This window comes from Paenibacillus turicensis, from assembly GCF_050461185.1.
Taxonomy (GTDB): domain Bacteria; phylum Bacillota; class Bacilli; order Paenibacillales; family Paenibacillaceae; genus Fontibacillus; species Fontibacillus turicensis_A.
This window is the reverse complement of record NZ_JBCMOR010000013.1, coordinates 619-14,785: the sequence shown is the minus strand read 5'-3', so window position 1 is coordinate 14,785 and position 14,167 is coordinate 619. Positions and strand designations below refer to the sequence as shown.

Below are 14,167 nucleotides of genomic sequence, written 5' to 3'. Positions count from 1 at the left end.
ATGAACAAACGAAGTTGGTCTATTATTATTATTGCATTAGTCATCATCATAGGTGTGGGGACTTATCTATTTTTTAGGTCCTTTACAGGCAACAATATCGAAATTAATAGTGTAATTCCTGACAGCACCCAAAATAGTGAAGCAAATAAAACTACAGGAAATACTTCTTCTACTCCCGCTGCTACTTCTAACCAAGGTGGGGAAGTTGCGGCAGATGCTTTAAATGGCCAATGGAAAATTACGGATGCATCTAAGGTATATTTCTCAGTAACGACTTCACAAGAAACCGTGAACTTTGAAAATAAAAAGGTAAGTGGGAATTGGGATATTAATGTCGATTCGCCTAGCACAATGAAAGGAAACGGGAGTATCGATATGACTGCCAACGATTCCGGCAATAGCCAACGTGATAATCATATCCAGCAAGCAGACTTTTTTGATGTAGCTAAGTTTCCAGATGCGACGTTCACAGCAACTTCATTTGAGAACTTACCAAAAGCATGGACTGAAGGTACTGCAATTCCGTTTAAACTAACAGGTAAATTGAAAGTAAAAGGGATTGAAAAGGACGTTACCTTTGACGCACAAGCAATGTATAAAAACAATCAAGTCATGTTATCTGGTAAAACGAAAGTGACCTTTAGTGACTTTGGAATGCAAAACCCACACAATGTTGTATTGTCTACGGAAAATGATATTGGCGTACAGTTAGAGTTGGTATTGGATAAGAACTAAGATCTCAAATAAACACTAAAAAGCCAGTGTCTCGTATAATACGAAATACTGGCTTTTTTAAATATATTTTTAGTAGCCTCTTAAATGGTCACGATTAATAATATTACTTTCTAGCACTTTCCCTTCCTTTGGAAGCATAAAGGACCAGTTGACATCTTTGTACAGTCTTCCCACGATTTTTCGTCGAAGGGTCAATTTTTCAGGGATATGGGTTAATTTATCAATGATAATATGACCTGAAGAAAAATAGCTTGGTTTACCAAATCTTACATCTTGACCTTCCCCTTGCGTAGAAATATTAGCGCTATACGTTTTTCCATTCTCATCAATAACTTCCCATTGATCATCAGTCTTTGTGTTGGAAAATACACCGTTAGATATATTTATTAATGTTGTCTTCTCTCCATAGGACCTATGTTTTTCAAAATATTCAATCCCAGTTATTTTAAATGAATCTCCTAAGCTGTCAAAAACTGCTGGCTTCGATTCCGATATTTTTGACGGCATAAAGGTTATTTTCTCATCTGACTGCTCTGTGGTGAAGTAGCCATCTAATACGAACTTTATATCGTCATTCTTATTTGCTACTGTCAATCTTGAATCAAACGTGTACCACTTAGTTTCCTTTTGCCAAGGATCATAGTAGATATCAGACTCATCATAAAAATCACTATAACCATCCCAAGGTTCACCATTTTTTTCATAATGGTAATAAATCCCACTGTTTTTATCTAGCTCACCTGGAGAACGTTGTTGCCCTTCCTTAGTGAACTTGGTAGCAAAACTTAATCCAAGCCCACTAGGCGCATAGGCAATTCCATTCATTTTGATATTTAGTCCACTAGGTGTTGTATATTGCTCTGTTACTGGTGCTATTATAGTTTTCTCCTTAGCTTTTCTAATATCAGCATAACAGTATACTGTCCATTGACCAGGTATAGTCTGATGTTCACCTTTCTTATTGTTATCTTGTGAGTCCTTTAGCACCATTTTTATTCTTATATCATCTGTGATAACCGGTTCTTTAAAAACCAATCCATAGAAAGGTATCGCTCCGAGATCTTCCATATTTAATCCATACAATCTCCCTGGGATTATATGCCGATGGTTATCTCTAACCTCTAGTGAAACTATTTCAAGTGAATGACCCTTAACTTCATTTCCAACTTTATCCTTAAGCACTCCACTTATTAATATCCGTAGTGGATCAGCATACATCTCCTTCACCTCAAAGGTATAATCTCCGTTTTTCGCAGTAAACTTAGGTTCATTCACTAACTCCTTAGCACTTTTTAGTCCAGGATCAACAACATCTAACCATTCTAAACTAGACTTCGTAAACATCGACCTAATCTTCTCTGCTAAAGATGGCTGTACAAACATACTTATGGCTAAAAACATGACAATGACAGCTAATACAGCACTTACCACCTTCATTTTGAATAAGGAGGAACGCATTTTCTTTAAACGAATACTAGATGGTTTAGGATTATCTAGCTCTGTGAATTTAATATTAGTGCTATTGCTCTCAATAGCTAGCTGTTGTTCAATGCTCTGCATCACTTCATTTGTAAAGGTAATAGGAAGCTCTTCACTAGTTAAAGCTTCTTCACACATCTTTTGCACCTGCTGCAACGCTTCAAACTTTTGTCTACATGTAGAGCACACCTTAATATGTGCCATCAGTTTCTCTTTCTCCAGCTCTTGTCCTCTAGATAATACCTTTTCCATTTGCAATTGACTCCAGCAATCCAAAAGAATCTCCTCCTTTTTGCCCTAATTGCTTTTTCAGCCTTTTTTTTGCTTGAAAAATACTATTACTCACTTTTCTTTCGGATATCCCTACAATCGATGCAATCTCTCGGTAACTAAAGTCACTACTGTACTTTAAAATCATAATGAGGCGGTATTGCTCAGGCAATGTATATAGTAGTTTTCTCAGCTCTCCTCTTAATTCTTTATTTAAATATTTTTGCTCTGGAACGTTTGCACTTTGCTCATGTTGTCCCCGTTGTGTTTTTTGTTCTAATGCTTCATTAACATTTTCAATCGGAATCGGTATTTTTTTACGATAAAAATCATTTAACGTATTTACAGCAATTTTGTACAACCACGCAGCAAAGCTATTCTCCATCTGATATTGTGATAATTTGAAATATGCTTTAACAAACGTGTCCTGCGCCAAATCCTGCGCATCTATTGGGGTTGCCCCCATACTTCTTAGCAAGCCGTAAATCTTATTCTTATACTTATCCACAATAGATGCATAAGACTCCTTACGACCCATTAGCACTTCTTCAACAAGTGCCTGATCTGTAGCCGGGTCCATGTTGCCCCTCCTTTATGACATTAACTAAATTGCTTTCTATGTATTAAGACGCATACATTCATGATTTTCTCTTACTGAAATTAATTTTTACTGAATTTTATCGGTAGATCACGCAAAAGTTAGCAAAAAAAAGTGAATGCTTGCGTCTATCCGCAAAACATTCACTTTTATTCTTTAGTTATTGTTTATAAAGTTCACCAAGATCAATTAGTTCTCTTTGTGGTACAAACCCATCCTTTGGTATCATAAATGACCAATTGATGTCTTTATAAAACCTTTGTACAATCGTACGCTTTAGTGTCACTTGTTTAGGAACCTCTGTTAGATCATCAACAAATATATAACCAGATTTAAAATGTGAAGGATAACCAAACCTAGCATCACTACTTGATTCATTTGGACCAAAATGAACAGGATAGGTCTGTCCCTTTTCATCTTCAATTTCCCATTGTTCATTAGTATTCATTAAATTTGTAAACGTCCCTTTAGAAATATCAATAAGCATTTCCTTATGACCAGAAGTTCCTCGATCCTTATATTCCATCGCTGTTATATGAAATTGATCTCCTAAGCTATTAAATATTGCAGGGTTAGTTTCTGAAATTTCTGAGGGCTTAAAGGTTATTTTATAATCAGATTTCTCTGAAATAGAATAACCATCTAATACAAACTTAATATCATCTTTTTGATTTGAATTTTTTAATAACGTTTCAAATGAGTACCATCTCATATGTTGATCCCATACGTTATAGGCAGCATTACTATAGCCACTAAGCCATGTTCCATGACCAGCAGAACCATTTGAAAGACCTTTACTATAACCATCCCATGGTTCTCCATTTATTTCATAATGATAATATATGGATTGTCTTTGCCCAAGGTCACTTGGTGACCGTTGTTGAGCTTCCTTTGTTAGTGAGGTTATAAAATTCAATCCTGCACCGCTAGGTGAAAGTGTAATCCCCTCCATCTGAACATGAAGCCCAGCAGGGGTTGTCACTTTTTCATTTAAAGGAATTAAAACCGTTTGCGATTTAGTCTGCCTAATATTAGCATGATAGCTAAGTTCCCATTTTCCCGGAATAAAATCTTTTTCCCCTTTTTGATTTTGTTGAATTTGTTGAAGAGTATATGAATCATCTAATACCATATATATTTCAAGACCATCTGTAATCACAGGCTCATTAAATGTTGCTCCGTAATAGGGGAGTGCTTCTTCCCTTTCTATAGACATATCATACATTATGCTTGGAATATTATGTCCATTGGAATCACTCACCTGGACCGAAACTACCCGAAGTGGATGGTTTTTAATCTCCTTCCCATTTTTATCCTTTAACAATGCACTCATTCTGATTCGTAATGGATCTGCATATACCTCCTTCACTTCTAACGTATAGCCCGCATTTTCCACTACTAGATCCGTATTTGTGACTAATCCTTGGTTAAATGCACTCCGAAGAGCAGGATCAACCACATCAAATGTATCCTGCTCTGTCTTCGTAAACATCGACCTGATCTTTTCTGCTAAAGAAGGTTGCACAAAAATACTTATGGCTAATAGCATGACAATAACAGCTAATACAGCACTTGCCACCTTCATTTTAAATAAGGAAGAACGCATTTTTCTCAGCCCCACATTTGGTGACTTTGAACTATCTATATCTGTCCATAGCGCATTGCCTGAAGAACTAGCCCCTGCCTCTAGTGTGTTGATCTGGCTCATTACATTATCCGTAAAATCAATTGGAAGCTCATCATAATATAAAGCTTCTTCCCAAGCAGCCTGCTCCCGCTGCAACTCATCATATTGTTGTTTACAGGTTGCGCAATGCTCAATATGCGCCATCAGCTTTTGCTTCTGTTTTTCCGATGCTTGTCCACTAAACAATACTTTTTCCATTTGCAATTGACTCCAGCAATTCAAAAGAATCCCCTCCTTTTTGCCCTAATTGCTTTTTTAACTTCTTTTTTGCGCGATGAATACTATTCGTCACTTTGCTCTCAGACACACCTACGATCGAAGCAATTTCTCGGTAACTTAGCTCATTACTGTACCGTAAAACTATAATAAGGCGACATTGCTCAGGAAGTGTTTGTAGAAGCTTTCTGAACTCTTCTCTTAATTCTTTACTTAAATAGTTTTGCTCAGGTACGTTTGTAATTTGCTCTTCCTGCCTGCATTGTGTTTTCTGTTCTAACGCCCCATAAGCATCTTCAATCGGGATTGGGATCTTTTTACGATAAAAATCCTTTAACGTATTGACTGCAATCTTGTACAACCACGCTGCAAAGTTACTGTCAAATTGATACTGTGACAGTTTACAATATGCTTTAATAAAGGTTTCTTGCGCTAAATCCTGCGCATCTACTGATGTTGCTCCCATACTTCTTAACAAGCCGTAAACCTTGGTCTTATACCTATCTAAAATAAGAGCGTAAGACTCTTTACGACCCTTCAGCACCTCTTCCACGAGGGCCTGATCTGTGATCGGGTCCATGCTGCCCCTCCTTAAAATAAATTGGACTTTTCAATGTGTATAACTAAGACGAATCAAGTCACAGTTTCCTCTCACTATCGAACTAATCTTTCTTTATTTTTCTATGTAACTAGCCCTATTTTTCGCAAAGATTGAAAATATGTAATAATTTTTCACAAATTATACTTGTATATATTATTTTACAATATTATACTATCAATAATTAAGACAACGACTATTTATTCTCAATGATGTTAATATATTACATCGTATGACAACTCTCCTCATGACTTACTTCATTTTACTGACATTCTTCAATTTTTTACTATCTATCATCCTATCATTTTTTATCACATATACCTTTTAACTTTTTAAAAATAAATTTAGTAAAGGAGGTGATGAAAGCCACCATCAGATATTCCTTAGGCAATTCCTTGAGAAGAATTGTGTCTCAATGCTAAGGAGCAATTTACTTAGGCTGGCTGCCTTGAGTATTACCGTAAAAGACAAAAACCAAGTAAAGGGAGTGGAGAAGTTGTTTAAATCCAAAAAATTTCGCAAATCTTTTTCACTCAGCATGGCCCTCATCCTAGTATTCACGCTAATCCCTTCGGCCTTTGCTGATAACGGATCTTCCACACAAAAGCTAGAGCTGAAAAGAGACTTACCTAGTAGCACAGTGAATAAAATCGATGAGCAATTACTACAAAGCTTTAAACAAGATGAGTACGTTTCTTATTTGGTTAAATTAAAGGAGCAAACAAATACAACAAAGGTAGCTAATCAAGCCTTAAGTAAAGCTCTTACCAATAAATCTACAGCTTCTTCTGCAAAATTGGCTGTGCGTACTTCTGTTGTAAGCGCCTTGCGGGAAACAGCAACCCGAACACAGGATTCTATTACTAGTTACTTGGAGCAGCAAGAAAAAAGTGGTGAGGTTAAAGAGTTTAAAAAATACTTTATCGTCAATGCACTTTATGTCAAAAGTACAAAAGCGGTATTAGATGAATTGGCGCTACAGCCTGAGGTTGAAAAAATTGTGCCAAACCAAACGCGTTATTTAGATAAAGCGGAGGTAAAGGAAAAACAAACACCTTCAGCTACAACTAAACTAAACGCTGCACCCGCTATCGAAAAACCTGATACGACCAAAGAAGCGGCTAAAGGCGACTCAAGCGTGGCACTTAAAGATAAAAGTAAAAATAACGCCAACATCGAATGGAACATTTCCCAAATTAATGTTCCACAGGTATGGAATCAAGGTATCGATGGTACAGGGATTGTTGTAGCTAACCTTGACACAGGGGTTGAATATACACACCCTGCTTTAGCAAGTAAATGGCGTGGACTAGATGCATCTGGAAATATAGTAAATCCAGAATTAAGCTGGTATGATGCAAATGATCATGCGCCTCTACCTGTGGACACTCATGGTCATGGTACACATACTATGGGTACGATGGTAGGCTCTGAACCTGACGGCTCAAACCAAATCGGGGTTGCACCAGGCGCAAAATGGATTGCCGTTCGTATTTTTAATCCAGAGACGACGGACGCCATCATTTTAGATGCTGGACAATGGATTCTAGCCCCAGTGGATAAAGACGGTAACCTACATCCTGAATTAGCACCAGATGTGGTCAACAATTCATGGGGTGGTGGTCCTGGTGTGGATGACTGGTTCCGTCCAGTTGTACGCGCTTGGCGTGATGCAGGCATCTTCCCTGAATTTTCAGCGGGAAATACAACGCGTACGAACCCTGGTGGTCCTGGCTCTGTAGCTAACCCTGGGAACTATCCAGAAGCATTTACAACAGGTGCTACAGATATTAATCAAAACCTAGGCGACTTTTCATTGCTAGGTCCTTCACCATATGGGGTTATTAAGCCAGATGTAACTGCGCCAGGGGTAAACATTCGTTCCTCTGTACCGGGTGGTGCATATGAAGGTGGCTGGAACGGAACCTCTATGGCAGGTCCACATACAGCAGCACTTGCTGCATTATTATTGCAAGCAAATCATTCGTTAACTGTAAGTGAGCTTGAGGAAATTATTAAATCTACGGCAACACCACGTACAGATGCTGCTTATCCAACAACACCTAACAACGGGTATGGTTATGGCATTATCAATGCATTAGATGCTGTAAGCTCTGTTCTTAGCGGGGTAGGAACTGTTTCAGGAAGAGTAACGATCGGTGGGGATGATGAAAGTGAACCTGTCATTTCACACACACCACCAACACAGCTATATAAAGGTTTTGATGTAAAGCTTACGGCTGATGTTAGTGATGACGTTGCAGTTACCTCTGTTGAGTTTTATGCCAGATCAAAAGGGGATGACCATTATTTATATCTCCCTGCAACACGAGTTTCTGGAGATTCTAAAAACGGGAAGTACGAAGTAAATGTACCTGCTTTCCTTATCGATACAGCAGGATTAGAGTATTACATTCGTGTAAATGATTACGGCAATAATGTAGTAGAAAGTACGATTTATACTATTCCAGTTTCCGCAGGTATTACCCCTGGTTATATTCAAACCTTTGAGGAAAATAATACAGGTTACGTTTCAGGTGGCACTAAAAATACCTGGGCTTGGGGAGTACCAACCAGCGGACCAGGAAAAGCTTATTCAGGCAGTAAAGTGATTGCTACAAATTTAACAGGCACTTATCCAGCAAGTGCGAACTCACACATTCAGCTACCTCCAATTGATCTCAGCGACAGTCCAAATGGAGCTTTGCTCTCCTTTAAACAATGGTATGACCTTGAGAACAATAACGATGTAGGGAAGATTTTAATTGCGACTGAAGACTCTGAATATGCCTTTGTAGAAGTTGCACAAGTAACAGGAACAAGTGGTGGATGGAAAACACAATATATTGATTTAACCCCTTATGGAGGACAGCAGGTTCACGTTCTGCTAAACTTCACTAGCGACTCTACCATTCAAAAAACAGGTTGGTATATTGATGATGTTGCACTATCTGCCCCTGATTCAGAAGCGCCAGCAGCACCAGCACAGCTTACAGGAACAGCGAATTTTACAGGAAATGTAATATTAAACTGGCAAGCTTCAACAGAGGAAGATTTTAAGGAATATCGAGTTTACCGCTCTACAAGCAGTGGTACAGGTTATGAATTATTAACGACAACCTCAGCTACATCGTATACAGATGCTACAACAGAAGGGGATTCCACCTACTATTATGTAGTTACTGCCCTTGACTATAGCGGAAATGAAAGTGCTTATTCCAACGAAATTAGCTTAACGATTCATCGTCCAACGATTATTTACAGTGATAATTTCGATGGGAATGATGATAACGGCTGGACACACTCTGGTGCTAAAGATGAATGGGAGCGTGGAGTGCCTACAGCAACGGGTGGCCCAGCAAGTGCAGTATCACTACCAAATGTATGGGCAACGGATTTAGATAACACCTATGAAAATAGCGGAGATGCTTCTCTCTACTCTCCACTTATTGATCTGACTGGTGTAAGCAATGCAACAGCTACCTTTGAGCATTGGTTTGAAATTGAAACCAACTATGATTTTGGATATGTAGAAATTAGCAGTAACCAAGGCGATACTTGGTCAGAGTTAGGTAAATTCTCTCACTCTACAGCAGGTAAAGCTTGGACTCCCGTTTATTATAATTTAGACAAATATGTTGGAAAAACAGTACAGCTTCGCTTTAGACTAAAAAGTGATAGCTCTGTTACGAAATTAGGCTGGTATATCGATAATTTTAAAGTATTAAGTGTAGCCGCTACCGAGTCTACTAAAAATGTGCTTGGCACAGAGACAAAAGCAAAGGACCTTTCCTTATTTGATGGACCTGAATTTAAATTAAGCTACACAACAAAGGAAGAATATAACGCATCTTTAAAAGATGAAGCAAAAAAATCTAGTAATCAGGCACCTGCTAGCTTACCTGCAAGTGCAACAGTAACGGTGTTAGAAACTGGACGTTCCGTAAAAACAGATCCATCTACTGGAAGATTCAGCTTTAACCATGCCGCAGGTGATTTCACACTTAAAGCAGAAGCCTATGGTTATTACGCTCAGACGTTACCTGTTACGATTACAGACGGAACAAATGTAAAAGCCAACTTCAGATTAGAAGAAATACCAAGTGGCACCGTGCAAGGTACAATTACAGATGAGCAAAGTGGAGAACCTATTGCAGAAGCAACCATCCTTGTCATTGAAGATGCCTCCGTTACACCAGTACAAACTGGAGCAGATGGTACATTTAGCTTGACCTTGCTGGAAGGCTCATACACGTTGGCTATATCAGCAAAGGATTATAATAATACAACGGTCGCTGTAACCGTTAAAGGTAATACGAATGTTGAAGCTAATGCAACATTAAAACCGTTTATCGGATTCCCAGGTGAAATTAGCTATGATGATGGAACACCTGAAAACGCTAGAGCCTTTAATGCTGCAGGCAATGCATGGGCGGTTCGCTTTACACCAGAATCCGAGAGCACACAAGTGACAGGGGCTTCCCTTCGTTTCTGGAATACCGAATTCCCTATTCCTGGGGGGACTGCATTCCAATATGCTGTTTATGATGCATCAGGTCCAAACGGCGCACCAGGTCGCCAATTAGCAGGACCATTTGACGCTACTGCATTACGTAATGACAAATGGACAGTACTTGAACTACCTGAAGCTGTAAATGTAAAAGGTGACTTCTACATTGTGTACATTCAATCCGCCGCAGGTTTGGACGCTCCCGGCCTTGCAACAGATGAAAGTAGCCCTAATGCGTTACGTAGCTGGCAACGGGCTAGTGGCGCATGGAGTCAATCTCCTGAAGCTGAAGGAAATTACATGATTCGTGCTACCGTTCGTTATCCTTTGGGTGCGCCGGAAATCACGTCACCTGTCGATGGAAGCTTTACAAATACAAACGAAGTGACTATCGTCGGAAGTACTCCTGCTAACGATGCGGAAGTTAAAATTTATAAAGGTACGGAGTTACTTGCCACAAGTCAAGTTGTTGATCACAAATTTAATATTCCTGTAGAATTAAGTGAAGGTTTAAACGAATTGACTGCTCGCGTCTTTGTAAACGGTAAGGGAACAGACCTTTCTACACCGATTAAAATTACGGTAGATACAGTTAATCCAACCTTAACGATTACGTCACCTACGGATAATGAATCCAAAAATGCTGAATTAATTCATGTTACAGGTACAGTAGCAGATTTACATTTAGATAAAGTGGAAATCAACGGTCAAGTAACGACTGTGGATGAAAATGGTGCCTTCGATGAGCGCATCATTGTACGTGAAGGAGAAAACGTAATTACAGTCAAAGCCACAGATAAAGCGGGGAATACGACAACACAAGCCATCAAAATTGTTGTGAATTTAACTGCACCTGAAATTCAAAATCTGACCCCTGTGGAAGATATTCATATTAAAGCTGGGGAAAGCTTTACCGTCGCATTTGATAGTGTCCCAGGACTACAGGCCGCATTTAGAGTCGAAATCCCTTTGTTGTTCCAGCTTGAAGGTGGCAATGTGATTCCTTTTACTGAAACAACGCCTGGACACTATGAAGCTAGCTACCAGACACCAGCTTCCCTTAAATTAGATGGGGGAATTATCGTAGTTCAAATTACGGATGCTGCTGGAAATAAAAACGAACAGCAAGCGCAAGGTAAATTGTATGTAACTACTACGGGAGTGACAGAGCCAGACAATAATACAGCCCCTGTAGCTGTGATTGATGCTAAAGATAACGCAAAAAAATCTAAAAATGTGAAATTCAATGCCTCTAAGTCTTATGATCTTGATGGGAAAATTGTTAGCTATGCTTGGCAATTTGGAGACGGAAGCGAAGCGCAAGGTGTGAAAGCAGAACATCGTTATAATGATCCTGGCACCTTTACAGTTCAACTTACCGTCACAGATGATCAAGGAGCTACGCACACGGCATTTCATCAAATAACAATTAAGTAATGATTAATTTAATGATTAATTGTAGTAAATTAACTTCGTGAGTTGATCCCATGAGCTAAGCTTATAAGTTAACCACATAAGTTAAATGGCATGTAAAAGAAGCGCCCCTCATCAACTTTTGATGAGGGGCGCTCTGTCATAACATAATTTACATATTCTAATCTAATTATAGCCCACTCTTAAAAGAAGAGCCCTAGTTATTGAATTAGATCAAATCGGATTGCTTCAATAAGCGTTGAATCATCGCTGCAATTTCAGCACGTGTTGTGTGTGCTTTTGGTGCTAACAATGTAGCATCTCGTCCACTCACAATCCCTGCTTTTAACGCATCAGCTACACCTTGGTTTGCCCAAGCAGCAACCTGTGCCACATCACGATAAGCTTGTAATTGGCTACTTCCAGATTCAGCCTCTAGCTTTTTGCTCAACCCTGTAATCTTCATCGCTTTTGCTATAATTGTCATCGCTTGCTCACGTGTAATTTTATCGTTAGGCTTAAACGAACCATCTTCAAACCCATTAATTAAATCATTTGCATACGCGGTTTGGATTACACGCTCGTACCAATCATTTGATTTCACATCGTTAAAGGAAACATTACTTTTCTCCAGCTTCAGCCCTAGACCACGTACAACAATGGCTGTGAACTCGGCACGTGTGATATCATCATTTGGATTAAACAATCCTTCACCGTTACCGTTAATAACCATGCGAGAGCCCATATTATTTACTTCCGATTTAGCCCAGTGATTTGCAACATCCTTGAACTCAATTGGATTCCATACAATGGAATATATACTGTTAGTTAAACTATTTACTGTGGCATAATATTTACCTGCATTAACAGTTACCTTTGTTGGTACGTGACGAACTGTTCCGTCTGCTTCAACTACAACACCTGTTGTGATCTTGTTAGAATCCACACCTTCAGGTAATGCAATTGAACGTTCAACATAAATATTAAACTTAGTAATGTCTAGTTTTTGATCAGCATATAGAGCATGAACTTCAAAGTTAAGTGGACTAGAAACCTCGCTATATCCCCCTGTTAAAGCCGCTTGCTTCGCTAAAGCTAATTGATCACTAGTTGCTACGCTTGTCTCAAGCTGAATTTTTACATTATTCAAATCAATATTTGAACCAAATTGCTTGGACAGTTGTGAAACTTGGATTTGTGAAGCCGGTAGCTTATAAGTTGCTTTATCCGTTTTTAACTCAATAACAGCTTGCTTATCTTCCATTTGCTTGACAATTTGACCATTTAATTCACCAATCACTACATCTGATTGCGAGGTTAATGGGATTGTAATTACAGTACCATTTCCTTGCTGTGCTAGCTTCTCCTCTAACAGCTTTTGATTCGCTGTAATTGTAGTAGTTGAACGGTTATTATTCGTTGTGGTCATAGCTGTTCCGATTTTTTCCACCTTGCCATTAACCAAAATATCTACACCTGCACCACTATTAACTGGAGTTGTTGTAGATGGTGTCGTCGTTCCTGTTGAAGGTGAAGATGGTGTTGGTGTGCTTGGTGATGTAGTTCCGCCTCCACCTGAATCGATTGGACCCTCATTAGACGTAGCGTTAGGTGTAACAGCATTAGACTGACTTGAAGCTGTGCTACCTCCATGTTGATTTATAGCATGTACAACAAAAATATATGATTTTCCATTTTCTAAATTAGGAACCGTAATAGGACTTGATGTTCCTGTTGCTACTACATTTCCATCTATATCTTTAATTTGGTATGCGGTAATTGGAGCTCCACCATCATCTAGTGGTGTTGTAAAGGAAACCACTGCTTGTTTATCTCCTGCAACCGCAGATACACCAGTTGGTACTCCAGGTGCAGTTCCTGGCGTTGCACTTTGCTCATTCGAGAATGCGCTATCCCCTTCAGGATAAACTACCTTAACAGCAAAGTAATAGGTTGTTCCGTTAACTAAATTAGTAACGTCATAACTGTTCAAATCAGATGCAAGCGTTGTTAGCTCAGAAGCAAAAGGCTCAGCATCTGTTCTCACAAATATTTTGTAACCTATTGCCCCGTTAATTGGACTCCAGAGTAAGCTCGCTTGTCCATTTCCAGCAGTCACTGGGACGAGGAGAGCTGGATTTGCTACACTATCAGTACTATCTGATATGTTCACAAACAGCGTCTGCGCCTGTCCACCACTAAATTCAAAGTCTAGGTTAGTTACGCCTATCCCTTGCTGGGCTAGATATTCTTTCTTTATCATAACCACATTGCCACCTGTAACTTCATAATCGATTCCAGCTTGTAGCTGAGTTGCCCCGTTTTTAATACCACTAAACACATTGCCATTTAGCGTCAAGCTGACCGTTACATCCGCTTGCGCAGATGCCTTTTTGTCAAAGCTCGTGCTCGTTTGGCTTAGCCCACTATTTTGTGGCGTGCTGTCACTTACGGTTACTGCAAGTGTCTGCGCTTGTCCACCACTAAATTCAAAGTCTAGGTTAGTTACCCCTATCCCTTGCTGGGCTAGATATTCTTTCTTTATCGTAACTACATTGCCACCCGTAACTTCATAATCCACTCCTGCTTGTAGCTGAGTTGCCCCGTTTTTAATGCCACTAAACACATTGCCATTTAACGTCAAGCTGACCGTTACATCCG

General features: G+C 39.2%; 7 protein-coding genes. 2 read left to right on the top strand and 5 right to left on the bottom strand.

Features of this window, described 5'->3' with window-relative positions; translation table 11 throughout:
* Positions 1–735 carry a YceI family protein gene (locus ABE099_RS16750; protein WP_430032227.1) on the top strand — a complete coding sequence of 245 codons (735 nt, stop codon included), beginning with the start codon at positions 1–3 and terminating at the stop codon, positions 733–735.
* A gap of 69 nt (positions 736–804) precedes the next feature.
* Here ABE099_RS16750 and ABE099_RS16745 read toward each other — a convergent pair whose 3' ends face one another.
* The 4 genes from ABE099_RS16745 to ABE099_RS16730 form a co-directional block, all read right to left on the bottom strand.
* On the bottom strand, positions 805–2,490 hold the full coding sequence (locus tag ABE099_RS16745; RefSeq protein ID WP_430032226.1) for a DUF4179 domain-containing protein: 1,686 nt from the start codon (positions 2,488–2,490) through the stop codon (positions 805–807).
* Entirely contained in the window at positions 2,447–3,064 is a 618-nt protein-coding gene (locus tag ABE099_RS16740) for an RNA polymerase sigma factor (RefSeq protein ID WP_430032225.1), read from the bottom strand. The genes ABE099_RS16745 and ABE099_RS16740 overlap by 44 nt, the downstream gene beginning before the upstream one ends.
* 178 nt (positions 3,065–3,242) lie before the next feature.
* Entirely contained in the window at positions 3,243–4,991 is a 1,749-nt protein-coding gene (locus ABE099_RS16735) for a DUF4179 domain-containing protein (protein WP_430032224.1), read from the bottom strand.
* Positions 4,948–5,565 (bottom strand): RNA polymerase sigma factor, encoded by a 618-nt coding sequence (locus ABE099_RS16730; RefSeq protein WP_430032223.1) that lies wholly within the window; start codon positions 5,563–5,565, stop codon positions 4,948–4,950. The genes ABE099_RS16735 and ABE099_RS16730 overlap by 44 nt, the downstream gene beginning before the upstream one ends.
* A 514-nt stretch (positions 5,566–6,079) precedes the next feature.
* Between ABE099_RS16730 and ABE099_RS16725 the strand changes: the two genes are divergently transcribed.
* Positions 6,080–11,530, top strand: coding sequence for a S8 family serine peptidase (locus ABE099_RS16725; RefSeq protein WP_430032222.1), 5,451 nt, complete (start codon positions 6,080–6,082; stop codon positions 11,528–11,530).
* A 205-nt stretch (positions 11,531–11,735) separates the two neighbouring features.
* On the opposite strand, the gene ABE099_RS16720 is transcribed toward ABE099_RS16725, so the two are convergent.
* Positions 11,736–14,167 (bottom strand): X2-like carbohydrate binding domain-containing protein (locus tag ABE099_RS16720; protein WP_430032221.1); only part of this gene is annotated, 2,432 nt, incomplete at its 5' end.

Bases quoted from the DNA above. Each gene is read 5' to 3' on its own strand.
- ABE099_RS16750 (WP_430032227.1), top strand. From the start codon at position 1: ATGAACAAACGAAGTTGGTCTATTATTATTATTGCATTAGTCATCATC.
- ABE099_RS16740 (WP_430032225.1), bottom strand. From the start codon at position 3,064: ATGGACCCGGCTACAGATCAGGCACTTGTTGAAGAAGTGCTAATGGGT.
- ABE099_RS16730 (WP_430032223.1), bottom strand. From the start codon at position 5,565: ATGGACCCGATCACAGATCAGGCCCTCGTGGAAGAGGTGCTGAAGGGT.